Genomic DNA, 26,418 nt, shown 5'->3' on the forward strand with positions numbered 1-26,418 from the left:
GGAGTCGTCTGGATCACGCGTGGTCCGCTCATCATCACCGCGGCCCGTGGCCGCTGGTAGGGCGCGCGCTGCCCGACCGGATCATTGCCACGGCGTGTCCGCCCCCCGACGCGCCGTCCACACCAGTTCGAACCGACCGGACACCCGTGCCCGCCGCCGGCCGCCGCGGCGTCCCGCCCTCCTCCAGCGGCAGGTGACGGCCATTCGGCGCAGCCGGCTCCGCGCGTCGCGGGCCCGGCCCGGGCGGGCGCCTACCGTGGGCGGATGACCGATCGTCGGACCAAGCGGCCCGCCGCAGGCCGGGCGGGCTACCTCGGAGCCGCCGGCGCCTTCGCCGTCGCCATGGCGGGGACCACCCTGCCCACCCCGCTGTACGGGCTGTACCAGGAGGAGATCGGCTTCTCCGAACTGATGGTGACGGTCGTGTTCGCGATCTACGCCGTCGGTGTGATCGGCGTCCTGCTGCTCGTCGGCAACGTCTCCGACTCCGTCGGACGCCGGCCCGTCCTGCTGTGCGGCCTGGTGCTCTCGGCCGGCAGCGCCGTCGCCTTCCTGGCCGAGGGCGGCCTGCCCCTGCTGTCCCTGGGCCGTCTGCTGTCCGGCCTGTCGGCGGGCCTGTTCACCGGCACCGCCACCGCGTACGTGCTGGAGCTCGCCCCGCCCGGGGACCGGGGCCGTGCGGGCTTCGCCGCGACCGCCGCCAACATGGGCGGCCTGGGCTGCGGACCGCTGCTGTCGGGAGTGCTCGCCCGGTACGCGCCCGGCCCCCTGGTCCTGCCCTTCGTCGTGCACCTGGGGCTGCTCGCCGTCTCGTTCGCGGTGACCTGGCTCCTGCCGGAGACGGTCGCCGGCGCCCGCCGGCTGCGCACCGCCCGGCCGTGCCGGCCGTCCCTGCCGCCGGAGGTCCGCGGGGTGTTCGTCCCGGCCGGGATCGCCGCGTTCGCCGGCTTCTCCCTGCTGGGCGTGTTCACCGCGGTCAGCCCCGCCTTCCTCGCCACGGTCCTGCACGTGCACGACACCGCCGTGGTCGGCCTCATCGTCTTCACGGCCTTCCTCGGTTCCACCCTCGGCCAGCTCCTGGTGCCCCGGCTGGGCACCGCACGGGCGATCCCGCTGGGCTGCCTGGTGCTCATCGCCGGGCTGGCCCTGATGGCCGCCTCGCTCGCCTCGACCACCCTGCCACCCCTGGTGCTCAGCGCCCTGATCGGCGGCGCGGGCCAGGGCATGGGCCTGCGCGGCGCGGTGGGCGAGGTCGCCGTCGCCGCTCCCGCCGAGCACCGCGGCGGCGTCCTCTCGGCGCTCTTCGTCGTCGCCTACCTCGGCATCTCGATCCCGGTCCTCGGGGTCGGCCTGCTCGCCGAACTGATCGGCCTGGCCGACGCCGGTCTGGCCGTCGCCGTCTGCACGGCCCTCCTGGCCGCCGCCTCCGGGGCGTACCTGCTGCGCCGGGCCGGCGCCACCAGCTGAACCGCCGGCACCACGTGAACCACCGCCGAACCGTCGTCACCACCTGAGCCGCCGCCCCTCCGGCGGCCGCTGCCGGGCAGGCCCCAGACCGGACCTAGCCGTGGCGCGCCGGGCCAAGTGCCTCGTCGATGCTGCGCGGCTCCGTGCGCGGCTGCCGGTTGAGCTTGTGGCGCTCGATGGAGGAATGCCGGTAGACCTCCTTGCGGGCCCGCATGATGTTGCCCAGGGGTGCGTGCTCGGCGGTGACCCGCCAGGGCGTGAAGGACAGCGCATCCATCGTCTCGAGGTTCTCCGGGCCGGAGATGTCCTGCTGTGGCAGCCGCAGCTTGGCCACGGTGACGGATGGCGAGAGCTGCTCGGGCCACTCCACGGTGGTGTCCTCCACCGGCATGCGCTCCAGGTCGGTACAGAGTTGGACCTGGATGTCGAAGGCGTAGGGGCGTTCCTGCAGCTCGGCTTGCAGGGCCGGTCGAAAGACCTCCGCCGCGGAGGCCGGGTCGATGGCACGCCGAACCACCGCAGCGGCGAAGCGCGGGTCGGGGGCGATGCGCACCTTTGCGATGTAGTCTCCGTGCCTGACCGCTCCCATGGTCCAGTAGCTCGACAGCAGTACGTTGACCGGGGCGATCTTCGACAGACGCACGAAGGCCAGGAACTCGTCCCACGCCCAGTCGTCCTGGTCCAGCGTTCCCTTTCCGGTCACGAAATCGGTGAAGAAACGATGTGCTCCGGGCCGGCCCTGGGAGAAGTAGGACGGCGCGTTCAAGAACAATTCCTGGATGAACAGGTAGTGCTCGACCGTATTGCAGAAGAAGATCGGCGCGTTGATGTTCGCGTAGTCGAATGTGCCGGTGTCCGGTTCGTCGTCCAGCAGGGTCGGGCCGGCGATGTCGAAGATCTTCAGCGCCAGTCCGGTGGCGCTGCCCAGTCGCGCGTCGGCTCCGGCGTGAGGCGAACCGTTGGAAAAGCGGATGAGCGCATCGTGGGTTCCCGGAGTCGCGTAGATGCCTTGGGCGTATTCGGGAGGAAGCCCGTCCAGGATCTCCACCTGCCCTCGGACCAGCCCGTAGCCCTTGGCATGGGCGTCGCGGAGGGCCCGGCCGGTGCCACCGGCGCTGACCGACTCGCTGATGTAGCTCTCGGTCCTTTCGATCACCGTCCGCAGGGCGCGGTCGAAATGCGGATCATCGTCTTCGACATCCGGCGTGTAGGGGACGAACTGTGCTGCCATGGCTTCGACCTCTCCTCGGAGCGTAGTGGGGTCTGAGGGGGCGGAAATCCCCCTCAGCCTTCCAGTTCCGCGAGCCAGCGCAGGGCACGCAGACCCGGCACGAAGCAGTACTCACCGCCCCGGGTGACCACGAAGCTGGGCAGGTTCCGCAGACGACGCCGGACCGGCTTCTCCGGGATGGTGACGCTGCCGGTTCCGCCGTGATGCCCCGCTACCGGGTCCTTCTCGCCGGGGTAGCCGATGAAGTTGCCGTCGTTGACCCACTCGGCCTTGATGAACTCGAACTGCCGTTCCAGATGAGCCCCGATGAAGACTCCGACCAGGCCCCGGTCGGCGCCGTCGTCCTCCAGCGCGCCCTCGGGCAGCGGCGGGCCGTAGGTGGTGCCGCGGCGGATGAGGCGGTGCATCCGGGCATCGCCGATGATGGTGGCATCGCGGGGGTTGGTGCGCCGGATGTGCGCACCGGCGGGGCACCGGAAGCCACGATCGTCGTTCTCCCGGTACAGGAAGTCGTTGACGCGGTGCGGATCGGCCGCCAGCTCCGGATCATCGCGTTCCGGCGTCAGCGTCAGTGGCGCCCCGCTGGGCCAGCGCCCGACCATCTTCGCCGCCAGGAGTGCCTCCTCCTCGGCGCTGGAGCTGTTCGCGCGCAGGTACCGGCGCCAGGCCGCCACGTTGGTGTGGACCTTGCGCACGGCCGCGTAGGTGCCATTGCGCCCCAGCACCTCGGGGCTGGGCATGGGCGGCAGGTTGCCCGTTTCGTCGGGGTAGCCGAGGATGAACTCACCGGCCTTGATGGGGGTTTCCTGCGGGTTGGAGCCGGGCAGTCCGACGCCTTCGATGTTCGGATGGCTGATGCCGTCGCGGAAGCCGAAGGTGGTGCGCCCGGTCGGAAGCTGATGGACCTCCTGCTGCCAGATCACCTGGACACCGGGCGTGTCCTGGAAGGCGACCCGGGCCCGCTCCAGCTCCTGGTCCAGCTGTGCCGCGTCGGAGGAGAGGGCGCTCAACGCGATGTGAACATCGCCCGTTCCAAACGGTGCCTCCCAGTGGGCCGGGCCGCTCTCGCCCACGTCACCGATCAGCTCCGCCCGAGCGGCCATGCCCTCACGAAACGCCCGCGGAAAGCTTTCCAGCGACTCCTGAGGCACCCCCAGGGCCCTCAGTCCCTGGTAGGTGAACGCCACCGCCACCCAGGCGCCCTGGTTCGAGCCCACGCTGGGCAGACCACCCGAGGTCAACGGAAGCAGCCGCTGCAGCAGGGCACGCCCGGCGTGGCGGTCGTCGACGTGCAGGAAGACGAACTTTCCCTGGTACGGAACTGGGCGTGGACGCAGCGCGCCGCTCTGGACGTCGTCGATCTCGACGCCCACCGCGGCTGCGCTGCTGCTGTCCGCCGTATTCATGTGTGCCTTTGCCTCCGTATCGGTCTCGGTCTCGGTCTCTGTCCGGACATCCCAGCCGCAGCCGGCCGACCACCGCCCGCGTGGGGCCGATGGTGTCGGGCCGGCTGTGAGGGTTGGTCGTGTCCGGGTGCTAGGGCCGGACAGGCCCTAGACCGCGGCTTCCTCCAGCAGCTTCTGGAAGGCAGGCGTCGCCAGCAGCTCCGCGTTGGCCGGGTTCTCCAGTGCCGCCCGGAACTCAGGGGTGTCCAGCACCTCCTGGAACGCCTCGTTCACGTGCTGGTCCTTCCAGATCTGCTGAACGGTCAGATCGGGATAGGCGCTGACGAAGACACCCGCGGGTTCCTGGTGAGCGACGAACCAGTCCTTCGCCCCTGGATCGCTGACGCCGGGGAATCCCTCGCTGTGCGAGAAGACCCTCTCGAAGTTCGCTCCGACCGCCGTCTTGCCGAAGTCGTCGATGTAGGTGTCCCAGGAGCCGTCGAAGACGCTGGCGAACATGAACCGGGTGTCGTTGTCGAATATCACATGGCGTGCGTCGTGCAGGGTGCCGATCTGGCGCAACGCCGCGCGGTTTCCCTCGTTGTCCGACGTGTCGGCGATCCTGGCGAGATCCTCACGCAGCGCATCCGCATGGCCCGGCTTGATCCTGGTGAACACCGTGAACTCGCCACAGACCCCATCTTTCCTGCCCGGACGCTCGGGTTGAGCCGACTGGGCTGCTCCTGCCGTTGCGGTCATCGTGAGATCCTCCTGCCACGGATCGGCGCGAGAGACGCCAAGCACCCGACACGAGGCGCCATCGCCCTCACCCTTCATCCTGGCCGCCCACGCGCCGCCTCGCACTTCCGGCCCGAGGCGAGGTGGTCACCGGGAGTGGCTTGTCGAGAGCCCTCCGAGAAGCTCCGGAGGACATATGCGGAATGGCGCAGGACCATGGAACGGGGAGCCGCCGATCCGCTCAACACGCCCCGGACACGTCCACGACGGTCCCGCCGCGCCGCGTGCCGGCGGTCAGGGCTCGCACTCCCCGCCGGCCGTGCTCAACTCGATCGCCACCCGACCCCTCAGCTGGAGGCAAGCATGGGCAAAGTCCTCGGTGACGTGCTGGGGCTTGCGGCCGGTGTCGCGGTCAGCCCGCTCCCGATCATCGCCATCATCCTCACCCTCGCCACGCCTCGGGGACGTCTCAACGGATTGCTCTTCGCCGCCGGCTGGATCCTGGGACTCTCGGCACTGGGCGCGGTGATGCTGGCGATCGCCTCCCCCGCAGGTGCCTTCGCCCGCGATCACCCGGCCACCTGGGTGGGAGTTCTCAAGCTCGCTCTGGGCGTGCTGCTCGTCCTCTTCGGCGCCCGGCAGTGGCACCGGCGCCCGGTGGATCCCTCGCAAGCTCAGCTGCCGAAGTGGATGGGCGCGATCGACCGCCTCACGCCGGTCAAGGTGTTCGGACTCGGAACGGCCCTGGCCGCGCTCAACGCCAAGAACGCCCCGCTGACCATCGCCGCAGGCGCCGCGATCGGCTCAGCCGGACTACCGGTCGGGCAGCAGATCGCGTCGCTGGCGATCTTCGTCCTGATCGCCTCCCTCGGCCTGCTGGCCCCACTGGGGGTCTTCCTGCTCGGAGGAGAGCGAGCGAGAACCACGCTCGGCGGTTGGAAGGACTGGGCGGCCCAGCACAATGTCGCTGTGATGGCGGCCCTGTTCTTCGTTCTTGGGTTGAAACTGCTCGGAGACGGCATCTCCATCCTCACCTCCTGACAGGCGTGGCGGTGGTCCTGACAGGCGTGGCCGTGTGGTCCGCGCAGACGTGCGGACCCTGGGGCCAATGCCACTGACCTCGTGGCCTGCCGGAGCCTTTGGGCCCCGGCATCGCCGCAGGTCAACGACTTTCGGGCGCTGTCAAGTCAGTGGCCTTGGCCCTAGACCGGCAGCAGGCGGGCGATCAGCTCGGTGAGGCGGCGGGCGTTGCGGCAGGAGTGCATCTCCACGACGTCCGTGTAGGCGAGGGCGGCGGAGTCGCCGGTCGGCCAGAGGGCGGGCTGCTCGGGGTTGAGCCAGTAGACCCGCCGGGCGCGGCCGGCGATCCGGCGCAGCGCGTCCAGGTTCGGGTCGCGGTGGTTGTTGCGGGCGTCGCCGAGGATCAGCACGCTGGTGCGCGGGCCGACCGCGTCGAGGTGCCGCTCGGCGAACTCGCCCAGGGCGGAGCCGTAGTCGCTGTTGCCGTGGTGGCCCATCACCTTGGCCTCGGCGAGGATCCGGGCGGCGAGCCGGGCCGGGTCGGCGCCGCCGCGCGACAGCAGGGCCGTCACCTCGGCGGTGCGGTTGACGAAGGCGAACACCCGTACCTTGCTGAACTGCTCGTTCATCGCCTGCACCAGCAGCATGGTGAAGTCGGCGAACCCGGCGACCGAGCCGGAGACGTCGCACAGCAGCACCAGCTCCGGCCGGGCCGGGCGGCGCAGCCGGTACGCCGGGCGCAGCGGCACCCCGCCGGTGGACAGCGAGCGGCGCAGGGTGCGGCGCAGGTCGATCTGCCCGCGTGCGGCGCGGCGGCGCCGGGCGGCCAGCCGGGTGGCCAGCTTGCGGGCCAACGGGTGGACGGTGCGGCGCAGTTCGGCCAGCTGGTCGCGGCCGGCGGCGAGGAAGTCGATCCGGTCGGCGGTGGGGGCGACGGCGCGCTCGGCGATCCGCTCGGCGCCGCGCAGCTCGGCGACCCGGCGGCGGGCCTCGGTGGTGACCAGGGCGCGGAAGTCCTGGATGCGGCGGCGGATCTCGTCGGCGAGCACGCGGTCGGAGAGGTCCGGGGCGCCGGCCTGCTCGCGCAGGGCGGCGAGGATCCGGGCGAGCAGCGTCTCGGGGGCGAGCCGGCCGAGGGCCTGGTGCGCCGACCAGCCGTCCGAGGTCGGCGTGTTGCCGGTGCCGTACCGGCCGAAGGCCTCCACCACCTCGCGGGCCAGCCGGGACTGGGCGGTCCGGTCGTCGGCGGCGAGGGCGGCGGCGAGGCGTTCGCGCAGGTCGTCGCGGAGCGGGTCGGGTCGGCCGAAGCGCGGTGGCGGGGAGTCGTCCGGGTTCCTGGGCGGGTTCCCGTCCGGGTGTTCGGCCAGGTGTCCGGCCGGGTGGGTGCGCAGGGCCTCGGGGGTGCCGACGCCGAGCGGGAAGAACAGGTCGAAGGTGGCGTCGAAGACGGCCCGTTGGCCGTCCGAGCGCAGCAGCGCGGCGGCCAGACCGGCCCGCATCTGCTCGCGGTCGGCGAGCCCGAGGACGTCGAGGACGGCCGCCGCGTCCACGGTCTCGGCCGGGCCGATCCGCAGGCCGTGCCCGCGCAGCGCGCGGACCAGGCCGGTGAGCCGGGTGGCGGTGTCGGCCGGTGGCGGGGCGGTGGTCATGCGACGGTCAGCTTCTGTGCGGCCTTCCGGATGTCGTCCTGGTGCTTGAGGATCACTCCGAGGGTGTCCTGGACGACCGCCTCGTCGAGGGTGTCCGCGCCGAGCGCGAGCAGGGTGCGGGCCCAGTCGATGGTCTCCGCGACGGACGGCGCCTTGCGCAGTTCCATCGCGCGCAGCGCGCCGACCACCCGGACCAGCGAGGCGGCCAGCGTGTCGTCCAGGCCGGGCACCTTGAGCCGGACGATGTGGCGCTCCAACTCGGCGTCCGGGTAGTCGAGGTGGAGGAAGAGGCAGCGGCGGCGCAGCGCCTCGGACAGCTCGCGGGTGGCGTTGGAGGTGAGCAGGACGAAGGGCCGCCGGCTCGCGGTGATGGTGCCGAGCTCGGGCACGGTGACCTGGAAGTCGCTGAGCACCTCCAGCAGCAGCGCCTCCACCTCGACGTCGGCCTTGTCCATCTCGTCGATCAGCAGCACCGTGGGCTCGTCGCCGCGGATGGCGGTGAGCAGGGGGCGGGTGAGCAGGAACTCCTCGGCGAAGATGTCGGTGCGGGCCTGGTCCCAGCCCTCGTCGCGGCCGGCGGTGATCCGCAGCAGCTGTTTGGCGTGGTTCCACTCGTAGAGCGCGCGGGCCTCGTCGATGCCCTCGTAGCACTGCAGCCGGACCAGCCGGGCCTGGCCGACCGCGGCCACCGCCTTGGCGAGTTCGGTCTTGCCGACGCCGGCCGGGCCCTCGACCAGCAGCGGCTTGCCGAGCCGGTCGGCGAGGAAGACGGTGGTGGCCACGGCGGTGGAGGCCAGGTAGCCGGTGGCGGCCAGTTGGTCGGCGGTGTCCGCCACCGATGCGAAGAAGCCTGTGCCGTCGCCGTCGCCGCTGCCCATGCCCCGCCCCGTTCCTGTCGGCCGTGTCCGTGCGGCAGCACCCTACCCGCCGGTCACTTCGCTGTCGCGGGGGTGGCGCGGTCGCCTCCCTGGTGCATGGCTAGGCTGCCTGCGAGTGGACGTGCGTGACCGAACGTCCGTGACCAGGGGGTCTGAGGTGGACGTGCTGGGGCTCGGTGCCGTGTCGTGGTGGTGGATCGCCATCCTGGCGACGGCGGTGTTCCTGGTGCTGATGGTGCCGGAGATGCCCACGCGCGAGTACCGGATCCGCACCGCGCTGGCGCCGTTCGCCATGGCGGTCTTCGCGCTGGGCAGTTACGCGGCGAAGCAGCTGGAGGAGGCCACCGTCCTGGCGATGTACACGTCGGTGGTGCTGATCTTCCCGCTGGGTGCCATCGGCCACCGCAAGGAGCTGGCCCGGCGGTTGATGGAGGCGAAGCGCAAGGGGGAGTCGGAGGACAGGACCTGGCCGCCGACGATGGTGGGCCAGACCTTCCTGGCCGCCGCCGTGATGGTGGCGGTGTACTGCGTCTGGATCGCCCCGTAGACCCTGGACCTGACGAAGCGGCGTACGGCGACCCGGGGTCGCCGTACGCCGCTCGTTCGTTCCGGCCCGCCCGGGGCGTCGGGCGACCGTCAGCCGACCGTCAGTTGACGAAGACGAGCGGGCTGCCCGCCACCGAGGTGTCGGTGACCGGGCCGTAGGTGGCGCTGAAGTAGCCGGTCGAGAAGCACAGGCCGGAGCCGGAGACCAGGCTGAACGGCTGGCTGGAGAAGCCGATGGTGTTGCCGGTGTTCGAGGTGGTGCCGGAGATGCCGGTGGTGGTCTGGTAGACGCAGTTGATGCTGCCGAGGATGGTGTTGAGCACCACCGTGGTCTTCATCGCGCCGGCCGCGCCGGGGGTGAGGGAGACCGGGTTGCCGGGGCCGTCGCCGACGGTGTTGGTGAACGGCAGGTTGTTGACGGTGATGCTCTTGACGCCGGTGACGCCGAGGACGTTGGAGGAGCAGGAGCCGAAGGTCTGGGTGTTGAGCTGCTCCACCGCGTTGCCGGGGGCGGCCGGGTTGGCCGTCACGGTGGCGGAGAAGGCGGAGTTGGCGCAACTGATGCCGCTGGAGCCGGTGGCACTGTTGTAGAAGGTGGCGTTGGTGCCCGAGACCAGGTTGGCGGTGAGGACGTCGCCGACGGCGACGTCCGGGCCGGTCGAGCTGCCGGTGGTCAGGACCGCGGAGCCGTCGGCCTGGGCGGGTGCGACGGCCGCGCAGGTGAGGGCGAGTGCGGCGAGGGCGGCGGTACCGAGGGTGCGGCGAAAGCGCATGAGGGTGACTTCTCTCCGTGCGGAGACGGGTGGGGGATGCCCGCGGTGCGGGTGTGATGGCGTGCACGGCGGGGGAGGTGCGTGGGCATGGCGTGCGTGGCCCGGCGTACCGGGGGCTCCGCGGGCCCGTGGTGCGGCGGGCCCGGCGCCACGGGCCCGCTCGTACGGCACAGCGGTGTGAAGGCACAACGGTGTGAAGGTGCGGACGTGCGCTGCAGTGCAGTGGGGTGCACGTCGGCGGCTGCCACCGCCGCGGGCCTGCGTCCGCTCGTGGTCCCGTGGCCCGGGCGGTTGGCCCGGGGCCGTCGGAGCCCTGGAGGTCATCCGGTGGTGACAGGGTCGCCCACCGGTTGGAAACCTGTCAGTGTTGTAAACCCGGCGTTGCGTCAATGTCAAGACAGGTCACAGGAGTTGGTGATGGAACGGAAACACCTCCGAAGTGCCGACGTGATCCTGCTGCCGGGCGCGCGGACCGGCCGTGACCCGGCCCGGTCGATCAAGCGCGGGCCGAGCCGGCTGCCCCCGGGCGTGGTCGCCGCCACCCAGCGTGAGCGGCTGCTCGACGGGCTGGTCCACACGGTGGCCGAGCGCGGCTACCAGCACGCCACGGTCAGCGACATCTGCCGCGCCGCGGGTGTGACCAGGCCGGTCTTCTACGAGCTGTTCAGCGGCAAGGAGGACGCCTTCCTGGCCGCGCACCGGCATGGCACCGGGGTGGTGATCCGGCGGATGGCGGCGGCCTTCGCGGCGGAGTCCGACTGGTGTGCCGGGATCCGGCAGGCACTCGGCGCGATGCTCCAACTGCTGGCGGGGACACCGGTCTTCGCGACCATGGCGGTGATCGAGATCGAGGCGGTCGGCCCGGCCGGGCGCCGCGAGCGAGACCAACTCCTCACCCGATTCCGGGCGTTCTTCGCAGAGGTTCCCCAACCACCCGCTGGTGTACGGCTGATGGAGATGGTGGATGCCGTGGTGGGTGGTGTCTACAGCGCGGTCTACCGGCGGATCGACTCCGGTCGGACCGTTCAACTGCCGGAACTCCTACCGGTGTTGAGCATGTTCTGCCTCGCCCCCTTCCTCGGGGCGGCGGAAGCGGCCGGTCGGCTCGGGTTGCCGATTGGTGAAGATCCTTCGTGCACCCGTATTGACCCGGCCAATACCGAGCAGTAGCTTCCCAGTTACTCAACCTGCGGTCCGACCGCGCCCGCCCCGCTGCCGAGGGGCGGGCGGCCCGGCCGGGCCGTGGAACGCTGTCCGCGCCAGGGCACCGTGCCAGTGCCTGTACACCCCACCCACCTACAGGGAGCACACATGGCCATGTCCGAGGAGGCCGCCGCCGCGGCCGAGGCACCGGAGACGCCGACCGGCGCCAGGAGAGGTCGGGTACGGCTGAAGCGCAGCGCCCTGATGGCCGTCCCGGCCGTCGCGGCGGGCGCCGTGCTGATGACCCTCACCGCCCAGGGCGTACTCGCCGCCCAGTTCTCGATCAGCGGCATGCCGTTCACGATCACCGCGGACAGGCTCGACGGCAAGGGCTTCGCGCAGTTCGGCGGCCTGGACTCGATGATCCCCGACAGCCCCAACCAGGGCTCCACCGGCGGTCAGGTCCTGGTCGCGGTCTCGGCGATCAAGAACGCCCAGATCACCAACCTGTGCCAGAGCGTCGACCTCGGCGGCGTCAACCTGGTGATCCACGCGGGCGACGGCGGTACTCCCGTCAGCGCCACGGACCTCACCACCGACTCCGACATGCTGTCCGGCGACGCGGAGTTCACCAACATCGAGATCGGCGGCGACGCCAGCACGTACACCAAGGCCGGCGACAAGGGCAAGGGCAACCCCGGTGTCTTCGGGCAGCAGGCCGACACCGTCGTGCTGACGCACCTCAACCAGCACAACTACGCGAGCACGGCGGTCGGGTTCAAGCTGCCCAACCTGCGGCTGAGCTTCAGCTCCAAGGGCTGCTGACCATGGCGGAGTCCGTGCCGGAGCCGGCCGGCCCCGGCGAGGGCGTGGCGGCGGGTGCCGAGGGGACGGCCCCCGCCCCTGCCCCCGCCACCCGCCCGGTCAAACGTGACTGGCGGGGCAAGCGGCCGTTCTGGGGCGGGCTGCTGGTGTTCCTCGGCGGCGCCGAGATCCTGTTCGTCGAGCGCGCCCCGTTGCCCGTCATCCTGCACGTCGGGATCCAGGGCCTGGCCGGGTACCTGGTACCGGCGGTGATGGTGGTGTGCGGTCTGCTGATCCTGTTCAACCCGGCTCAGCGGCTGTTCTACTCCGTCATCGGCGTGCTCGCCTCGCTGGCCAGCTGGCTCACCTCCAACTTCGGCGGCTTCCTGATCGGGATGCTGCTCGGGCTGGTGGGCTCCTGCCTCACCTTCGGCTGGCTGCCCGAGCAGCCGCTGCGCCGGGGGCGGCAGCGGCGGGAGGACCGGCGCCAGGAACGCCGATCCTCCCGGGCCAAGACGGTCGGGGTGTAGGGCGCCCCGGCCCGCGATGACGCCCGCCCCCTGGTGTTGGGAGAGCACCGGGGGGCGGGCGTCGCCGGGTACGGGGCGCCGGGGCGCCGCTGAGGTCGGGGCTCCGGCTGCCGACCTGCGGGATCAGATCGTCGCGGCGTCGATCACGAAGCGGAACCGGACGTCGCCGGCCAGCACCCGCCGGTAGGCCTCGTTGATCTGCTCGGCGCGGATCAGCTCGATCTCGGCGGTGATGCCGTGCTCGCCGCAGAAGTCCAGCATCTCCTGGGTGCCGGGCAGCCCGCCGATCATCGAGCCGGCCAGCGAGCGGCGGCCGGTGAGCAGCGCGTGCGCGTTCACCGTGACCGGCTTCTCCGGTGCGCCGACCTGCACCAGGGTGCCGTCGGTGCGCAGCAGGCCGAGGTAGGCGCTCAGGTCGAGGTCGGCGGAGACCGTGTTGACGATCAGGTCGAAGGTGCCCGCGAGCTCGGTGAAGGTGGCCGGGTCGGAGGTGGCCCGGTAGTGGTCGGCGCCGAGCTTCAGCCCGTCCTCCCGCTTGCGCAGCGACTGGCTGAGCACCGTGACCTCCGCGCCCATGGCGTGGGCGATCTTCACGCCCATGTGGCCGAGCCCGCCGAGGCCCACGATCGCGACCTTCCGGCCCGGGCCCGCGCCCCAGTGCGCGAGCGGCGAGTACAGGGTGATCCCGGCGCACAGCAGCGGCGCGGCGGCGTCCAGCGGCAGGTTGTCGGGGATGCGCAGCGCGTACCCCTCGTCGACGACCAGCTCCGAGGAGTAGCCGCCGTAGGTCGGCAGGCCGTCGTGGCCGACGCCGTTGTAGGTGAAGACGGCGCCGCCCTGGCCGGTGCAGTACTGCTGCAGGCCGGCCCGGCAGTTGTCGCACTCCCGGCAGGAGTCGACGAAGCAGCCGACCCCGACCCGGTCGCCGACCTGCCAGCGGGTGACGCCCGGGCCGACCGCGCGGACCACGCCGGCGATCTCGTGGCCCGGCACCATCGGAAAGATGCCGGAGCCCCAGTCCTCGCCGACCTGGTGGATGTCGGAGTGGCAGATGCCGGAGAACTTGATGTCGATCACGATGTCGTGCTCGCCCACCGCCCGGCGGGTGATGGTGGTCTTCTCCAGCGGGGCGTCCGGCCGCGCCGCGGCGTAGGCGGCGACCGTGCGGGTGGTGCCCTCGGGGGCGACCTCGGTGGTGCTCGTCGTCATGGCGTTCGTCGTCGTGTTCGTCATGCTTCCAGCCTGCGGCGGCGCGGAGCGGCCAACCAGTCCCGAGGTCTTCGTACGAAGTCAGGACGTACGAACCCCGGGCGTAGGGAAACCGGACGTACGACCAGGGAGCGTACGCATGGCAGTGTCACCCTGGCCCGCCCTGTCCGCGCGGATCCCCCGCATACTGCAGACATGGACCAGCGCACCGAACTGAGCGAGTTCCTCCGATCCCGCCGCGCCCGGCTGCGGCCCGAGGACGTCGGCCTGCCGGGCACCACCACCCGGCGGCGGGTGCCCGGGCTGCGCCGGGAGGAACTGGCCCAGCTCGCCGGTGTCAGCACCGCCTACTACACCCGGCTCGAACAGGGCCACGGCGAGAACGTCTCCGTCGCCGTCCTGGACGCCATCGCCCGGGTCCTGCGGCTCAGCCCCGCCGAGCGTGAGCACCTCGGCCGGCTCACCAAGCCCGCCCGCCGCCGCCCCGGCCGGGCCGCCGCCCGCCGGCAGTGTGTCCGGCCCGCGCTCCAGCAGCTCCTGGACGCCATGGAGGGCGTGCCCGCGTACGTCATCGGCCGGCGGCTGGACGTCATCGGCTGGAACCGGCTCGGCACCGCCCTGCTCGGCGACTTCGCCGCGATGCCGCCCGAGCAGCGCAACATGGCCTGGCACGTCTTCCTCGACCCGGCCGCGCACGAGCTGTACCAGGACTGGGAGGGCAAGGCCACCGACGTCGTCGGCATGCTGCGGCTGGACGCCGGACGCGACCCCGACGACCCCCGGCTCGCCTCGCTGATCGGCGAACTCTCCCTCAAGAGCGCCGACTTCCGTCGCCTCTGGGCGGCCCACGGCATCCAGGACAAGGGCCACGGCACCAAGCAGCTGCACCACCCGGTGGTCGGCCGGCTCAGCCTCCAGTACGAGACGCTGCGCCCGGCGGGGGAGCCCGACCAGGTGCTGGTCACCTACCACGCCGAGCCCGGCTCCAGCTCGGCCGAGTCCCTGCGCCTGCTGGCCAGCTGGGCGGCCACTGACGACCACGCCGAGGCGGCCGCGGCGACGGGCGGTTCGACGGGCGGGGTGGCCCGGGCCGGGCAGGCCGTTCAGGGCGGCCAGGGCGGTCAAGCCGGCCAGGGCGCCTGAGCGGGGTCGATGGTCCCGGGAGCGTCCGGGGCCATCGGCCCTTCACCGTTTCGGCGGACGGCGGTTGACTGGGCAGGTCATGGACAACAGCAGCACACACGAGTACGACCGCCTGATCGCCCGCCACCACGCGATGCGACTGCGGCGCCAACTCCTCACCCCCGCCTCGCCGTCGGAGGCCGAGACCGGGAGCGACGGCTACGACGGCGCCGCCGACCAGCGCGTGATCCGACGCGGCCTGGGCCTGGTCTCCCCGCTCGCCGGCCTGATCGACCACCTCTACGCGGTCATGTTCGGCCAACGCCCCTACCTGCGCCCGCTCTTCCCCGCCTCGATGGACTTCCAGCAGGCCCACCTGGAGCGGATCTTCCGACACCTGATCGACCAGCTGCACCGACCGGCCGAACTGGAGTCGATGCTCCGCCAACTCGGCCGTGACCACCGCAAACTGGGCGTACGGCCGGTCCACTACGAGGCCTTCGAGGAGGCCCTGTGCGCGGCGATCCGGCACCGGGCCGGCGAGCGGTGGAGCGGGGAGCTGGAAGCCGCCTGGGTGCGGATGCTGCGCTTCGCCGTCGGCGCGATGACCGCCGGCGCCGACTCCGCCCTCACCGAACCCCCGTACTGGCACGCCGTGGTGACCGGCCACGAGCGCCGCCGCCCCGACCTCGCCGTGCTGCGGGTGCGCACCGGCGAGCCGTACCCGTACCGGGCGGGGCAGTACGGCACCGTCGAACACCCGCGGCTGCCACACACCTGGCGGCAGTACTCGATGGGCTGCGCCCCGCGCACCGACAACGAGTTGGAGTTCCACGTCCGCCGCACCGGCCCGGACGGGGTCAGCGCGGCACTGGTCGAGCGCACCGCCGTCGGCGACCGGCTGCGCCTCGGCCCGCCGCGCGGCGGCCTGCCGCCCGAGGACGACCCCCGCGACCTGCTGCTCGTCGCGGGCGGCACCGGGCTGGCCCCGATGAAGGCCATCATCGAGCAGCAGGCCGCCCACCGGCCGCCCGGGCGCCGGGTGCACCTGTTCGTCGGCGCCCGGGACCGAACCGACCTCTACGACTGGTCGGCCGTCGCCGAACTGGGCCTGCACAAGCCCTGGTTGGCGCTCACCCCGGTCACCGCCGGGCGGCTTGCCGACGCGGTCGCCGGCGCCGGGGACTGGCGCGAACACCTGGCCTGCATCAGCGGCCCGGTCGGCATGGTCGCCGCCGTCCGCTCCGAACTCCTCGCGGCCGGGCTGCCGTTGGCGCGGGTCCGGTACGACCAGGCGCTCTACCGGTAGCAGTACGAGTCCGAGGAGGCGTCGCCGCCCGCCAGGTGGGTCTGGTGGACGCGCAGGCCCCGGAAGTCGGCGCCATGCGGGAAGAAGCGCTCGTCGATGCGCAGCCCGCCCGCCTCGGTGTCGGCGTCCAGCTTGACGATCCACGGCTCGATGCCGTCCGGGTAGAACTGGTCGTCCCAGGCGCCGTAGAGGGAGTTGGTGAGGTAGAGCCGCCGCCCGTCCCGGCTGATCTCCACCATCTGCGGTGCGCCGCTCAACGGGCGCCCCGGCTCGGCCGGGTGCGGGGTGCGCGCGGTGACGCCGCCCAGGCGCACCGAGTCGGCGAGGCGGGGGTGGAACGGGTCCGAGACGTCGTACTGGAACAACTCGCCGGTGCCCCAGGCGGACACGTACAGCCAGCGGTCGTCCACCGACAGGTTGATGTCCGTGACCAGCGGCGGCACCGCGCCGAACGGCTGCAGCGCGGGCGGCAGATCCTCGGCCTTGGCCGGTTCGGCGGGGATCTCGATCACCTTGCGCGCGGTGAACGCCGGTCCCTCCCGGTACCAGAGCCAGACCGAGGAGGACAGGTCCTCGACGTTGGTCACCACCCCGGCGAAGCCCCACTCCGCCTGCGGATCGTGCGCCGGGCGCAGCTCCAGCACCATCTGGTACTGGTCGCCGAGGTCGACGCGCTGGAGGTGGCGCCCCGAGTCCAGCTCCCAGAAGTGCAGCGCGTGCCCGTACTTGCGGCCCAGCAGCAGCTCCGGCACCACCCCGTCCTCGACCATCCGCGGGGTGCCCCACTCGCTGGTCACGCCGACGTTGGTGCCCAGGTGCCACCAGACGTCGTACGCGAAGTGCTGCGGACCGCGCTCGGTCTCCCAGGGGCGCAGCACTTCGAAGGTGGTGTGGTCCAGCAGCGCCACCCCGCCCGGGCCGTCGGTGCCGTCCCCGCTGCCCAGGCAGGACAGGAACACCCCGTCCGGCCCGCAGTGCAGCGTGTGCGGCCGCGAGTACCCGGCCTTGGCCGCCAGCTCCTCCGCCTCGACGGTCTTCACCAGGCGCGGCCGCACCGGGTCGGGCCTGGTGTCCATCACATGCAGCCGCGACGACCGCAACCCCGGCAGCAGCAGATACCGCCGCTCCGGGTTCTCGTGGCAGGCGTGCGCGAGGGCACTGGAGCAGGCGTTCCACCCGAAGTGGTGCAACTCGTCGCCCAAGGTGGGAAGTTCGGCGAAGTTCACCACCTTCCCGTAGCTCGCCGAGGCCGGGTCGGTGTCCACCGTGAGCAGCGCGTCCGGCCGCTCCCCGGCCCGGTCGAACCCGGCGACGTACGCCAGCCGCTCCGGCGGCGCCGCGATCGCCTCAGCGGCCGAACGGTACAGCGACGGATCGGTGTGGCTCTGGCCGGCCTGCGGCATGTGTTCTCCTCAACTCGCCTGCGTGACAACCGGAGTCGGATCTGTCCGGGAAGCGTTCCACACGACCACCGGCGCACAGCAGGCGCACGGGGAGCGGCCGGGGTGCGCGCGGACCGGCCCCCCGCGCAGCCCCGCCCCACCCGGAACCGGCCCGATGTGCCCCGGAGGCGGACGCCGCCGCGCAGTGCGGGGCTACCGGCCGGTATGGTCGTGGCTCGGAACGGTGGTCGCCTGCCAGGTCGGCGGGCAGAGCAGAGAACGGGTGCGGCGCAGATGGAGTTTCGGGAAGACGTCCTGGGTGCCCCCTACGAGGCGGCCGAGCTGACCCTGCGGGCGGACGAGGAGGGGGAGGTCTGCGCGACGCTGGTGCGGCGGGTGGTGCCGGGGGCGGAGCGGGCCGTGCTGTACATCCACGGGTACAACGACTACTTCTTCCAGACCAACCTCGCCGACCACTTCGCCGCGCTCGGGTTCTCCTTCTACGCCCTGGACCTGCGCAAGTACGGCCGCTCGCTGCGCCCGCACCAGTCGCCGAACTTCGTCCGGGACCTCGCCGAGTACGACGAGGAGATCGACGAGGCGGTGCGGATCATCCGGGAGGTGGACGGGCACCGGCAGCTGCTGCTGAACGGGCACTCCACCGGCGGGCTGATCGGGGCGCTGTGGGCCGGGCGGCGATCGGGGCGGGGCCTGGTGGACGGGCTGTTCCTGAACAGCCCGTTCCTGTCCATGCCGGCCGCGCCCGCCGTCCGGACGGTCGGCGGCCCGGCGGTGATCGCGATCGGGCGGCTGGCGCCGACCCGGGTGCTGCCGTCGACGCTCAACCCGCACTACACGCACAGCCTGCACAAGGACCACAAGGGCGAGTGGGACTTCGACCTCACCCTCAAGCCCGCCGAGGGCTTCCCGCTGTTCGCGGGCTGGCTGGCCGCCATCCACCAGGGGCACCGGCGGCTGCGGCAGGGGCTCGGGATCGACGTGCCGGTGCTGCTGATGGCCTCCACCAGGTCGATCGCCACCACCAAGTGGCACAACGCCCTGCACCACGCCGACGCCGTGCTGCGCGCCGACGACATCGCCGACCAGGGCCCCCGGCTGGGCCGGCACGTCACCATCGTCCGGATCGAGGGCGGCATGCACGACCTGGTCCTCTCCGGCGAGGCCGCCCGCACCCAGGTCTTCGCCGAACTCGACCGCTGGCTCGCCGCCTACCTGGACGTCGCGTCGGTGGGGGAGCAGCCGGTGGAGGAGAAGGCGTGACGAACGAGCCGGTGCCGGTCGGTCGGCGGACCGACCTCGGCTTCGCCAAGCTGATGCCGGACCTCGACCGGGACGGCGGCTGGCTGCTCACCCTGGACGGCACCCCGCAGTCCTACGTCGACCTCGCCGACCCGACCCACCTGGAGTTCGAGTACACCCGGCGGCTCGGCCACCTCGCCGACGCCCTCGCCCCCGCCGGGCGGCCGCTGGACGCGCTGCACCTCGGCGGCGGCGCGCTCACCCTGCCCCGCTACCTCGCCGCCACCCGCCCCGGCTCCCGCCAGCGGGTGGTCGAGGTGGACGGGCCGCTCCTCGACCTGGTCGCCGAGCAGTTGCCCTGGCAGGGGCCGGGCGCGGACATCACCGCGACCGTCGGCGACGCCCGCGCGGCCCTGGCCGAGACCCCGGCCGGCTCCCAGGACCTGGTGATAGCGGACGTCTTCCACGGCTCGCGCACCCCGGCGCACCTGACCTCGGTGGAGTTCCTGCGGCTGGCCGCGGCCGCCCTGCGGCCCGGCGGCTGCTACGCCGCCAACCTGGCGGACGGCCCGCCGCTCGCCTTCGCCCGGGCGCAGGCGGCGACGGTCGGCGCGGTGTTCCCGTACACCTGCCTGGTCGCCGAGGCCCCGGTGCTGCGCGGCCGCCGGTACGGCAACATCCTGCTGGCCGGTTCGACGGCGCCGCTGCCGGTGGCCGAGCTGACCCGGCTGCTGGCCGGCGACATCTTCCCGGCCCGGCTCACCGAGGGCGCCGACCTGACGGCGCTGGTCGGCCGGACCGCCCCCGTCACGGACGCCGACGCCACCGACTCCCCACCCCCGCCGGACGGCGCCTTCAGCATCGGCTGAGCCGCACGCCGGTCGACGGGGCCGGGCCGTCCGGGCCGCTCGTCCGGGCCGCCCGGCCGGTCCCGGCGGCGCCGCGGCGGTCGTCCGCAGGTCCGCGCGTCGCCCCGAGCCTCCCCACGTCCGGGGTGTCAGAATCGGCGGGTTCAGGCCGGAGCGCGGAGCACGTCCGAGGGAGTGAGCGATGAGCGGTGGGGAGCGGCCGGAGTTGGCGCAGGTGCCGGAGACGGCCTTGTGGACGCTGTGGCACCGGGCGGTGGAGGCACGTCGGCCGGACACGGTGCTGGAGGATCCGAAGGCGGTCGAGCTGGTCGACCGGATCGACTTCCCGTTCGCGGAGCGCTTCGGGCAGGGCGCGCTGGTCAGCCAGCTGCAGGCGCTGCGCGCGGCCTGCTTCGACCGCGAGGTGGCGGACTTCCTCGCCCGGTGCCCGCGCGGCACCGTGGTCGGCCTCGGGGACGGCCTGGAGACCCAGGCCTGGCGGGTCGACAACGGCCGGGCCGACTGGCTGTCGGTGGACCTGCCGGAGACCGCCGCGCTGCGGGAGCGGCTGCTCCCGCCGGACGAGCGGCACCGGATCCTCGCCTGTTCGGCCACCGACCCGGCCTGGATGGAGGAGGTGGACCCGGGCCGCGGGGTGATCATCTGCGCCGAGGGGCTGCTGATGTACCTGCAGCCGGACGAGGTGCGCGCGCTGATCGCGGCCTGCGCCGAGCGCTTCCCCGGCGCCTCGCTCGTCCTGGACGCGGTGCCGCGCTGGTTCAGCGACCGGTCCGTCCGGGGCAAGCTGCGCGACCGGCACTACCAGGCGCCGCCGATGCCGTTCGGCATGGACGCGGACGAGCGCGGCAAGCTGCTCACCGCCCACCCGGCGGTGAGCGAGGCCCGCGAGGTGTACCCGGAGGGCGGGCGGGGCCTGGTGCGTGCCCTGCTGCCCTTCGTGCGCCGGGCGAAGGGGCGGCCGTCCGTGGTCGCACTGCTCTTTGCCGAATCTTGAGGAAAGCCTGGTCGGGCTGGAACCACGGCGGGGCGCCGCACGTCGTAACCACGGGTGATCGGCCGGGGGACAGGCCACCCGGCACGTTAGGCTGCCCTGATGGGGAAGCGGCCGCGTTGCCGCCATCGGACAACTGCCGGGATCGGCGTGCGGCACCGCTGAGGGCCGCGCCGGTCCCGTCCTGCCACGGAGGTACTGGCCTTGCACATCGACGCCTGGATCGAGAGCGTCCCACCGACCGCGGTGTACGCCCTGGTCGCCCTGATCATCGGGGTGGAGTCGCTGGGCATCCCGCTGCCCGGCGAGATCGCGCTGGTCACGGCCTCCCTGATGGCGGTCAAGGGTGTGGTGAGCCCGATGGGGGTCGCGGTGTGCGCGATCCTCGGAGCGATCATCGGCGACTCGATCGGCTACTCGATCGGGCGCAAGGGCGGCAAGCCGCTGTTCGAGAAGCTCGGGCGGAAGTTCCCCAAGCACTTCGGGCCGTCCCACCTGGCCACCGCCGAGCGCTCCTTCCAGAAGTGGGGGATGTGGGCGGTCTTCTTCGGCCGGTTCATCGCCCTGCTGCGCATCTTCGCCGGGCCGCTCGCGGGCGCGCTGAAGATGCCGTACTGGAAGTTCCTGGTCGCCAACGTGCTGGGCGGCGTGGTCTGGGCCGGCGGGACGACGCTGCTGGTCTACAAGGTCGGCAAGAGCATCGAGCCGTGGCTGTCCCGGTTCTCCTGGGCGGGCCTGGCCGCGGCGGTGCTGGTCGGCGGCCTCTCGGCGTGGGTGATGAAGCGTCGGGCGGCCAAGACGCACGCCAAGATCGAGGCGGAGGAGGCGGCTGCTGCCGCTGCTGCCGCCAAGGCGCCGGTCGCGGAGTGACGGATCGTAGGGCCTGACCGCGGAGGGGGTGTCGGGCCCCCGGAGTAGCATCGGCGGGTACCTGCCGATCTTGCACACTGGAGGGCCCGATGACCCAGTCGACGTGGGACGCCGTGGACGCGTACTTCTCCGAGCAGCTGGTCGGGCACGATCCGGCCCTGGAGGAGGCGGCGGTCGCCGCCGACGCGGCCGGACTGCCGGAGATCGCCGTCGCCCCCAACCAGGGCAAGCTGCTGCACCTGCTGGCGCTGACCCAGGGCGCCCGGCGGATCCTGGAGGTCGGCACGCTCGGCGGCTACAGCGCGATCTGGCTGGCCCGGGCGCTGCCCGCGGACGGCACCCTGATCACCCTGGAGATCGACCCGAAGCACGCCGAGGTCGCCCGCGGGAATCTGGCGCGGGCCGGGCTGGACAAGGTCGCCGAGGTGCGGCTCGGCCGCGCCGCCGACTCGCTGGCCGCGCTGGTGGAGCAGGGCGTGGAGCCCTTCGACCTGGTCTTCATCGACGCCGACAAGCCCAGCAACCCCGAGTACTTCCGGCGGGCGCTCCAGCTGACCCGGCCGGGCTCGCTGATCATCGTCGACAACGTGGTGCGCGGCGGCGCCGTCGCGGACGCGGACAGCACCGACCCGGCGGTCGTCGGCACCCGCGTGCTGCACGAGCTGATCGCCGCCGAGCCGAGGGTCACCGCGACCTCGGTGCAGACGGTCGGCAGCAAGGGCTACGACGGCTTCACGCTGGCCCGCGTCCAGAGCTGAACCACAGAACGACAAGAACGAACGGAGACATCGTGCGGATCGGACTGCTGGGCACCGGCCCCTGGGCGGAGCGGGTGCACGCGCCCGTGCTGACCGCGCACCCCGGGCTGGAGTTCACGGGCGTCTGGGCCCGTCGGCCGGAGGCGGCCGCGGCGCTCGGCGAGGCGCACGGGGTCCCCGGGTACGCGGACCTCGACCGGCTGCTCGACGAGGTGGACGCGGTCTCGATCGCGCTGCCGCCGACCGTGCAGGCGGGCCTCGCGGTGCGGGCCGCGCAGGCGGGGTGCCACCTGCTGCTGGACAAACCGGTGGCGCTGACCGTGCCGGACGCGCGCGCGGTGGCCGAGGCCGTCCGGGCCCACGAGGTCGCCTCGGTGGTCTTCTTCACCGTCCGCTTCGGCGGCGACCAGATCCCGTGGATCGAGCGGCAGGCGGCGCTGGGCGGCTGGTTCACCGGCCGCTCGGACTGGCTCGGCTCGGTGTTCGCCCCCGGCAGCGCCAGCCCGTACGCGGCCTCGCCGTGGCGGCAGGAGAAGGGCGCACTGTGGGACGTCGGCCCGCACGCGCTGTCGGTGCTGCTGCCGGTGCTGGGCGACGTGACGCAGGTGACGGCGGTGGCCGGCCCGCTGGACACCGTGCACCTGGTGGTGCGGCACGCCGCCGGCGCGTCCAGCACCCTCGCGCTCAGCCTGACCGCGCCGGTCGCGGCCGGCGGCACCGGCATGGAGCTGCGCGGCGAGCACGGCGTGGCCCACCTGCCCGAGCGCGGCGAGGGCCCGATCGCCGCCCTGCACCGGGCGCTGGACGCCCTGCAGACCTCGGCCGGCACCGGCGAACCGCACCCCTGCGGGGCCGACTTCGGCCTGCGGGTGGTCGAGATCCTCGCCGGCGCCGAGCGCTCGCTGGCCACCGGCGCGCCGGTGGAGGTCTGAGCCTGCGTCATGCCTCGCTTATCGCCACGGCGATTTCCACGCCCGCCGCCCGCTGCACGCACCAAAGGTGATACTCCCGGGGGAAGGCGGGGCCTCTCCTGGCGGAGACCACGAGGATCTCAAAGGGTGGGGTGGGGCGGGTTCGACGGGCGGCGGTCGGTGGGGCGGGCCGGGGGGATGACGGGGGCGCGGAAGTCGCGCGGGCCGGTCCACAGGGCGGGGACGGCGTCGCTGCGGCGGGCGAGTTCGTACGCCACGGTCTCGTAGTTGACCCGCCAGCCGTGGAAGTGCGGCCAGGCCTCCTCGACCGCGCGCTCGCGGGGGAAGCCGGCGGCGGTGATCATGGCGACGGCGCCGATGTACTCGGTGTAGGTCAGGCGGATCGGGACGTCCGGGTCCGGGTCCGGGTCGAAGTCCACGCGCAGCGAGCGGCCGATGTCGCGCATCGCGGTGAAGCCCGCGCGCAGGAGCAGCCGGGCCTCGGGCGGGGCCGAGCGGGGGCAGAGGGCGAGGTGGAGGGCGGCCGCGTCCATCACCGCGATCAGGCCGACCACCCAGCTGCGGTTGGGCTGCGGGGAGCGGAAGGAGAGCAGCACGGGGTAGTTGGAGTGGCTCTCGCCGATGTCGGCGGCCAGCCGCTCCCAGTCCCGGTAGAGCTGGGGGAGGGCGGTCTCGGTGTCGACCAGGGACTGCCGGGCGAGCAGTTCGGGGCCCCAGGCGGGCTCGCCGGCCCGGGACTGCAGGAGGGTGACCTCGGTCTCGCGGCGCTGGTAGGCGGCGTACAGCGTCGGCAGGTAGGCGATCTGCAGGGCGATCACGAGCGGGCCGGTGGCGGCGGCCAGGAAGTCGATCACGGACAGGTGGAGCCGCTCGCCGCTGGCGAAGCCGAGGGTGAAGAGGCTGGACCCGGCCTCGCGGAAGGACACCGACCAGTTCAGGTCCGAGGTGCCGTGCAGGAGCAGGGTGTAGGCGACGAGCATGCCGCCCAGCCACACCGCGAGCATCCCGACCAGGATGAGCGGGGCCAGCCAGGTCTGGACCCGGTCCTGCGCGCGGTAGGTGTCGAAGGGCAGGGCGGACCAGCGCAGCGCTGTCCGCAGGGCCCGCCAGAGCCGGTGGACCAGCGCCGAGTACAGCCCGCGCGGGACGACCAGGGTGCGCAGGATGCTGCCGACGACGACGATCAGCAGCAGCACGCCGGCCAGGGTGTGGATCATCCTCATGGCGTCATTCTGTCGGGCGCGCGGGGGAGATGAGGCATCGGGCACCCTCGACGGGCGGGCCGGCGCCGACCGGCCCCGGTCGGCGGCGGCTTCCGGGGAGCCGGGCGGCCGTCATTGACGCGGGACGTCGATGCCGGCCGCGCGCAGCTTCGCCTCGACCAGGGCGTTCAACCGGGCGATGGACGGCGACTGCTCTTCCCGGTGGTGGTTCACCAGTCCGTACCGGGAGGCGGTGTCGGACTGGTCCTGAGACCCGTTCGGCATCGTCAGCAGTGCGCGGTTCGCCAGCAGCTTGGCGGCCAGCGCGGACGCCAGCCCGTCGATCCGTGGGTCGTCGGGGTCCCAGGACATCGCGGCCCAGCCCCGCTTGGTCAGCTCGATCCATTCGGGGTCGTCGAGCCAGTGTTCGAGCTGGGTCAGGAAGGGGTCGAAGACCTCCGGGACCAGCGCCTGGGCCAGCACCAGGGCCTCCCGCTGAGTGGCCACGTAGTCGGGGCTGAAGTCGAGGTCGGCGAGCCGGTCCAGGACCGCGCAGGCCCGGTCGGGCAGCAGGGCCCGGTCACCTCGGGTGAGCCGGTGCAGCGTGTCGCGGCGCGCGACCAGGTCCTCGATCCGTTCGGTGAGCCGGCGATGGACGTCGTCCAGGGCGGCGGCGAACCGCTCGGGATCGGCGTCGAGCAGGTCACCGATCTCGGCCAGTGGCACGCCCGCCCCGGCCAGGGTCCGGGCCTGGACCAGCCGCAGCAGGTCGGTCGACCGGTAACGCCGGTAGCCGGAACCGTCGCGTTCCGGCTCCTGGACCAGACCGAGCCGGTGGTAGTGCCGCACCGTCTTGATCGTGACACCGGCGAACGCGGCCGCCTGACCGATCGTGAGCCCGGTCGCCATCGGTTCAGCGCACCTCCGGATCGTGGGCGGCCTTCGCGCTTGCCTGGAGGTGCGGGTTGCGGGCGATCACAGGGGTGAGGGTAGCGCGCATCCGTTCGGAGCTCATCACCCTGGTCGCCGAGGCCGGCAGCCGGGGTTGACCTTGACCTTGGGTCAACGTGCACGCTCATCCCATGGCCGCCGCGAAGGGGTCGGTGGCCGCCAGGGCCACCGTGGCGCTTCCGAGCCGTGCCGAACACCCACCGTCGCGAGATAGGAAACGACCATGGGGGACTTCCTCCACACCATCGAGAACACTGCTGCCGCGCCGGATCGCCCCGAGCTGCGGAAGGCCCTCCAGGAGATCGTCGATTCCGGTTTCGCCGGGGTGCAGGTGCGCGTGCACGACGAGCAGGGGCAGTGGGTCGGCGCCGCCGGGGTGCGCAAGCTGGGCGAGGCCGCGAAGCCGCCGACCGACGGGCACTTCCGGATCGGCAGCATCACCAAGACCTTCATCGCGACCCTGGTGCTGCAACTGGTCGCCGAGGGCAGGATCGGGTTGGACGCCCCGGCGGACGACTACCTGCCCGAGTTCGGCCTCGACCGCCGGATCACGGTGCGGATGCTGCTCCAGCACACCAGCGGGTTGTTCAGCTTCACCGGCGAGGTCTACGAGGACGGAACGGTCGTGCCCGGCGGAGTCCCCGGGGTGGGCAAGGAGTGGGCGGACAATCAGTTCCGCACCTACCGGCCGGAGGAGCTGGTGCGGCTGGCGCTGGCCAAGCCGGCGCGGTTCGAGCCAGGGGCGGACTGGAACTACTCCAACACCAACTACGTGCTGGCCGGGCTGCTGGTGGAGAAGGCCACCGGCCGCTCCTGCGCCGAGGAGATGCAGCGGCTGATCCTGGGTCCGCTCGGGCTGACCGGCACCGTGCTGCCGGGCGCCTCGCCGGAGATCCCCCGGCCGCACGCCCACGGCTACTACGGGTTCGAGGACGCCGGCCGGTGGAAGGTGATCGACACCACCCGCTTCAACCCCTCCTGGATCTCCTCGGCCGGCGACATGATCTCGACCAGCCGGGACCTCCACACGTTCTTCTCCGCGCTGATGAGCGGCAGGCTCCTGCCGGCCCCGCTGCTGGCCGAGATGTGCACGCCGCACCCCAAGATGGGCTACGGGCTGGGGGTGTTCGTGGAGGAGACGGACGGCGGTGGCACCATCCTCCAGCACAACGGCGGCTTCTGGGGCTGGGCGTCGCTGATGTACAGCACGCCCGACGGCCGTAGGACCCTGACCGGCTCGCTGACCTTCGGGGGCGCCGAGCTCGGCTGGGCCGCCCTGGCCGCGGTGTTCGAGAAGGTGAAGCAGCGGCTCGTCACGGAGGTGTTCTGCGGCGGGCAGACCGGGCTGGCCCAGCCGACGGACTGAGCACCCCGGACCTCCGACGGGCAAGCGAGGCGG

Annotated in this window: 25 protein-coding genes; 15 read left to right on the top strand and 10 right to left on the bottom strand. The window is 72.6% G+C overall.

Annotation, left to right across the window (positions count from 1 at the left end; genetic code table 11):
* Positions 1 to 264 precede the first annotated feature (264 nt).
* Positions 265 to 1,467, top strand: a complete 1,203-nt coding sequence (locus tag ACIOJE_RS30310; protein ID WP_400780517.1) for an MFS transporter — start codon at positions 265 to 267, stop codon at positions 1,465 to 1,467.
* A 94-nt stretch (positions 1,468 to 1,561) separates the two neighbouring features.
* On the opposite strand, the gene ACIOJE_RS30315 is transcribed toward ACIOJE_RS30310, so the two are convergent.
* The 3 genes from ACIOJE_RS30315 to ACIOJE_RS30325 form a co-directional block, all read right to left on the bottom strand.
* Complete coding sequence (locus tag ACIOJE_RS30315) at positions 1,562 to 2,698, bottom strand: catalase family protein (RefSeq protein WP_280683274.1); 1,137 nt, start codon at positions 2,696 to 2,698, stop codon at positions 1,562 to 1,564.
* Positions 2,699 to 2,751: 53 nt separating this feature from the next.
* Positions 2,752 to 4,071 (bottom strand): Dyp-type peroxidase, encoded by a 1,320-nt coding sequence (locus tag ACIOJE_RS30320; RefSeq protein ID WP_400780520.1) that lies wholly within the window; start codon positions 4,069 to 4,071, stop codon positions 2,752 to 2,754.
* 180 nt (positions 4,072 to 4,251) lie between these two features.
* On the bottom strand, positions 4,252 to 4,842 hold the full coding sequence (locus ACIOJE_RS30325) for a hypothetical protein (RefSeq protein WP_280683278.1): 591 nt from the start codon (positions 4,840 to 4,842) through the stop codon (positions 4,252 to 4,254).
* Positions 4,843 to 5,184: 342 nt separating this feature from the next.
* Here ACIOJE_RS30325 and ACIOJE_RS30330 point away from each other — a divergent pair, with 342 nt between their 5' ends.
* Positions 5,185 to 5,862, top strand: coding sequence for a GAP family protein (locus ACIOJE_RS30330; RefSeq protein WP_400780522.1), 678 nt, complete (start codon positions 5,185 to 5,187; stop codon positions 5,860 to 5,862).
* A 161-nt stretch (positions 5,863 to 6,023) separates the two neighbouring features.
* Here ACIOJE_RS30330 and ACIOJE_RS30335 read toward each other — a convergent pair whose 3' ends face one another.
* Both ACIOJE_RS30335 and ACIOJE_RS30340 read right to left on the bottom strand, forming a co-directional pair.
* Positions 6,024 to 7,490 (bottom strand): VWA domain-containing protein, encoded by a 1,467-nt coding sequence (locus ACIOJE_RS30335; protein ID WP_400780524.1) that lies wholly within the window; start codon positions 7,488 to 7,490, stop codon positions 6,024 to 6,026.
* A complete protein-coding gene (locus ACIOJE_RS30340; protein WP_400780526.1) occupies positions 7,487 to 8,368 on the bottom strand; it encodes an AAA family ATPase in 882 nt (293 codons plus the stop codon). Before ACIOJE_RS30340 ends, ACIOJE_RS30335 begins: the two co-directional genes overlap by 4 nt.
* A gap of 139 nt (positions 8,369 to 8,507) precedes the next feature.
* Between ACIOJE_RS30340 and ACIOJE_RS30345 the strand changes: the two genes are divergently transcribed.
* On the top strand, positions 8,508 to 8,915 hold the full coding sequence (locus tag ACIOJE_RS30345) for a hypothetical protein (RefSeq protein ID WP_400780529.1): 408 nt from the start codon (positions 8,508 to 8,510) through the stop codon (positions 8,913 to 8,915).
* A 100-nt stretch (positions 8,916 to 9,015) separates the two neighbouring features.
* Here the strand turns inward: ACIOJE_RS30345 and ACIOJE_RS30350 are convergent, their stop codons facing one another.
* A complete protein-coding gene (locus ACIOJE_RS30350) occupies positions 9,016 to 9,687 on the bottom strand; it encodes a Tat pathway signal sequence domain protein (protein WP_280683288.1) in 672 nt (223 codons plus the stop codon).
* 417 nt (positions 9,688 to 10,104) lie between these two features.
* On the opposite strand from ACIOJE_RS30350, the gene ACIOJE_RS30355 reads away from it, so the two are divergent.
* From ACIOJE_RS30355 to ACIOJE_RS30365, 3 genes are all read left to right on the top strand, one after another.
* Entirely contained in the window at positions 10,105 to 10,857 is a 753-nt protein-coding gene (locus ACIOJE_RS30355) for a TetR/AcrR family transcriptional regulator (RefSeq protein WP_400780531.1), read from the top strand.
* A gap of 141 nt (positions 10,858 to 10,998) precedes the next feature.
* Entirely contained in the window at positions 10,999 to 11,655 is a 657-nt protein-coding gene (locus tag ACIOJE_RS30360) for a DUF6230 family protein (RefSeq protein WP_280683292.1), read from the top strand.
* A 2-nt stretch (positions 11,656 to 11,657) separates the two neighbouring features.
* A complete protein-coding gene (locus tag ACIOJE_RS30365; RefSeq protein ID WP_280683294.1) occupies positions 11,658 to 12,164 on the top strand; it encodes a DUF6114 domain-containing protein in 507 nt (168 codons plus the stop codon).
* A 123-nt stretch (positions 12,165 to 12,287) separates the two neighbouring features.
* On the opposite strand, the gene ACIOJE_RS30370 is transcribed toward ACIOJE_RS30365, so the two are convergent.
* Entirely contained in the window at positions 12,288 to 13,373 is a 1,086-nt protein-coding gene (locus ACIOJE_RS30370; protein ID WP_280683439.1) for an NAD(P)-dependent alcohol dehydrogenase, read from the bottom strand.
* A 195-nt stretch (positions 13,374 to 13,568) separates the two neighbouring features.
* On the opposite strand from ACIOJE_RS30370, the gene ACIOJE_RS30375 reads away from it, so the two are divergent.
* The gene (locus ACIOJE_RS30375; RefSeq protein ID WP_400780536.1) at positions 13,569 to 14,516 is read left to right on the top strand and encodes a helix-turn-helix domain-containing protein; all 948 of its coding nucleotides are present in this window, start codon (positions 13,569 to 13,571) and stop codon (positions 14,514 to 14,516) included.
* A gap of 79 nt (positions 14,517 to 14,595) precedes the next feature.
* Positions 14,596 to 15,804 carry a globin domain-containing protein gene (locus ACIOJE_RS30380; RefSeq protein WP_400780539.1) on the top strand — a complete coding sequence of 403 codons (1,209 nt, stop codon included), beginning with the start codon at positions 14,596 to 14,598 and terminating at the stop codon, positions 15,802 to 15,804.
* Here the strand turns inward: ACIOJE_RS30380 and ACIOJE_RS30385 are convergent.
* Positions 15,795 to 17,207, bottom strand: coding sequence for a selenium-binding protein SBP56-related protein (locus tag ACIOJE_RS30385; RefSeq protein ID WP_400780542.1), 1,413 nt, complete (start codon positions 17,205 to 17,207; stop codon positions 15,795 to 15,797). The two genes, ACIOJE_RS30380 and ACIOJE_RS30385, sit on opposite strands and share 10 nt — an antisense overlap.
* Positions 17,208 to 17,480: 273 nt before the next feature.
* Between ACIOJE_RS30385 and ACIOJE_RS30390 the strand changes: the two genes are divergently transcribed.
* The 6 genes from ACIOJE_RS30390 (at position 17,481) to ACIOJE_RS30415 (ending at position 22,866) form a co-directional block, all read left to right on the top strand.
* Entirely contained in the window at positions 17,481 to 18,467 is a 987-nt protein-coding gene (locus ACIOJE_RS30390) for an alpha/beta hydrolase (protein ID WP_400780545.1), read from the top strand.
* A 53-nt stretch (positions 18,468 to 18,520) separates the two neighbouring features.
* The gene (locus ACIOJE_RS30395) at positions 18,521 to 19,315 is read left to right on the top strand and encodes a spermidine synthase (protein ID WP_400780599.1); all 795 of its coding nucleotides are present in this window, start codon (positions 18,521 to 18,523) and stop codon (positions 19,313 to 19,315) included.
* Positions 19,316 to 19,496: 181 nt separating this feature from the next.
* Positions 19,497 to 20,309 (top strand): class I SAM-dependent methyltransferase, encoded by an 813-nt coding sequence (locus tag ACIOJE_RS30400; RefSeq protein WP_400780548.1) that lies wholly within the window; start codon positions 19,497 to 19,499, stop codon positions 20,307 to 20,309.
* Between the two features lie 201 nt (positions 20,310 to 20,510).
* Complete coding sequence (locus tag ACIOJE_RS30405) at positions 20,511 to 21,176, top strand: DedA family protein (RefSeq protein WP_280683304.1); 666 nt, start codon at positions 20,511 to 20,513, stop codon at positions 21,174 to 21,176.
* An 89-nt stretch (positions 21,177 to 21,265) separates the two neighbouring features.
* Complete coding sequence (locus ACIOJE_RS30410) at positions 21,266 to 21,934, top strand: O-methyltransferase (RefSeq protein WP_400780550.1); 669 nt, start codon at positions 21,266 to 21,268, stop codon at positions 21,932 to 21,934.
* 32 nt (positions 21,935 to 21,966) lie between these two features.
* Entirely contained in the window at positions 21,967 to 22,866 is a 900-nt protein-coding gene (locus tag ACIOJE_RS30415) for a Gfo/Idh/MocA family protein (protein ID WP_400780551.1), read from the top strand.
* A gap of 119 nt (positions 22,867 to 22,985) precedes the next feature.
* Here the strand turns inward: ACIOJE_RS30415 and ACIOJE_RS30420 are convergent, their stop codons facing one another.
* Positions 22,986 to 24,089: a hypothetical protein gene (locus ACIOJE_RS30420; RefSeq protein ID WP_280683309.1), complete on the bottom strand. Its 1,104-nt coding sequence runs from the start codon at positions 24,087 to 24,089 to the stop codon at positions 22,986 to 22,988.
* A gap of 111 nt (positions 24,090 to 24,200) precedes the next feature.
* Entirely contained in the window at positions 24,201 to 24,977 is a 777-nt protein-coding gene (locus tag ACIOJE_RS30425) for a MerR family transcriptional regulator (protein WP_400780555.1), read from the bottom strand.
* Between the two features lie 265 nt (positions 24,978 to 25,242).
* On the opposite strand from ACIOJE_RS30425, the gene ACIOJE_RS30430 reads away from it, so the two are divergent.
* On the top strand, positions 25,243 to 26,385 hold the full coding sequence (locus ACIOJE_RS30430; protein WP_400780558.1) for a serine hydrolase domain-containing protein: 1,143 nt from the start codon (positions 25,243 to 25,245) through the stop codon (positions 26,383 to 26,385).
* Positions 26,386 to 26,418: the final 33 nt, after the last annotated feature.

Source organism: Kitasatospora sp. NPDC087861 (assembly GCF_044742585.1).
In the GTDB taxonomy this organism is placed as follows: Bacteria; Actinomycetota; Actinomycetes; order Streptomycetales; family Streptomycetaceae; genus Kitasatospora.

Excerpts from the sequence above, each read along its gene's own strand:
- ACIOJE_RS30365 (WP_280683294.1), top strand. The coding sequence starts at position 11,658 with ATGGCGGAGTCCGTGCCGGAGCCGGCCGGCCCCGGCGAGGGCGTGGCG.
- ACIOJE_RS30395 (WP_400780599.1), top strand. The coding sequence starts at position 18,521 with ATGCCGGACCTCGACCGGGACGGCGGCTGGCTGCTCACCCTGGACGGC.
- ACIOJE_RS30325 (WP_280683278.1), bottom strand. The coding sequence starts at position 4,842 with ATGACCGCAACGGCAGGAGCAGCCCAGTCGGCTCAACCCGAGCGTCCG.
- ACIOJE_RS30385 (WP_400780542.1), bottom strand. The coding sequence starts at position 17,207 with ATGCCGCAGGCCGGCCAGAGCCACACCGATCCGTCGCTGTACCGTTCG.
- ACIOJE_RS30360 (WP_280683292.1), top strand. The coding sequence starts at position 10,999 with ATGGCCATGTCCGAGGAGGCCGCCGCCGCGGCCGAGGCACCGGAGACG.
- ACIOJE_RS30410 (WP_400780550.1), top strand. The coding sequence starts at position 21,266 with ATGACCCAGTCGACGTGGGACGCCGTGGACGCGTACTTCTCCGAGCAG.
- ACIOJE_RS30370 (WP_280683439.1), bottom strand. The coding sequence starts at position 13,373 with ATGACGACGAGCACCACCGAGGTCGCCCCCGAGGGCACCACCCGCACG.
- ACIOJE_RS30330 (WP_400780522.1), top strand. The coding sequence starts at position 5,185 with ATGGGCAAAGTCCTCGGTGACGTGCTGGGGCTTGCGGCCGGTGTCGCG.
- ACIOJE_RS30355 (WP_400780531.1), top strand. The coding sequence starts at position 10,105 with ATGGAACGGAAACACCTCCGAAGTGCCGACGTGATCCTGCTGCCGGGC.
- ACIOJE_RS30335 (WP_400780524.1), bottom strand. The coding sequence starts at position 7,490 with ATGACCACCGCCCCGCCACCGGCCGACACCGCCACCCGGCTCACCGGC.
- ACIOJE_RS30400 (WP_400780548.1), top strand. The coding sequence starts at position 19,497 with ATGAGCGGTGGGGAGCGGCCGGAGTTGGCGCAGGTGCCGGAGACGGCC.
- ACIOJE_RS30390 (WP_400780545.1), top strand. The coding sequence starts at position 17,481 with ATGGAGTTTCGGGAAGACGTCCTGGGTGCCCCCTACGAGGCGGCCGAG.
- ACIOJE_RS30425 (WP_400780555.1), bottom strand. The coding sequence starts at position 24,977 with ATGGCGACCGGGCTCACGATCGGTCAGGCGGCCGCGTTCGCCGGTGTC.
- ACIOJE_RS30375 (WP_400780536.1), top strand. The coding sequence starts at position 13,569 with ATGGACCAGCGCACCGAACTGAGCGAGTTCCTCCGATCCCGCCGCGCC.
- ACIOJE_RS30380 (WP_400780539.1), top strand. The coding sequence starts at position 14,596 with ATGGACAACAGCAGCACACACGAGTACGACCGCCTGATCGCCCGCCAC.
- ACIOJE_RS30310 (WP_400780517.1), top strand. The coding sequence starts at position 265 with ATGACCGATCGTCGGACCAAGCGGCCCGCCGCAGGCCGGGCGGGCTAC.
- ACIOJE_RS30420 (WP_280683309.1), bottom strand. The coding sequence starts at position 24,089 with ATGAGGATGATCCACACCCTGGCCGGCGTGCTGCTGCTGATCGTCGTC.
- ACIOJE_RS30315 (WP_280683274.1), bottom strand. The coding sequence starts at position 2,698 with ATGGCAGCACAGTTCGTCCCCTACACGCCGGATGTCGAAGACGATGAT.
- ACIOJE_RS30340 (WP_400780526.1), bottom strand. The coding sequence starts at position 8,368 with ATGGGCAGCGGCGACGGCGACGGCACAGGCTTCTTCGCATCGGTGGCG.
- ACIOJE_RS30350 (WP_280683288.1), bottom strand. The coding sequence starts at position 9,687 with ATGCGCTTTCGCCGCACCCTCGGTACCGCCGCCCTCGCCGCACTCGCC.
- ACIOJE_RS30430 (WP_400780558.1), top strand. The coding sequence starts at position 25,243 with ATGGGGGACTTCCTCCACACCATCGAGAACACTGCTGCCGCGCCGGAT.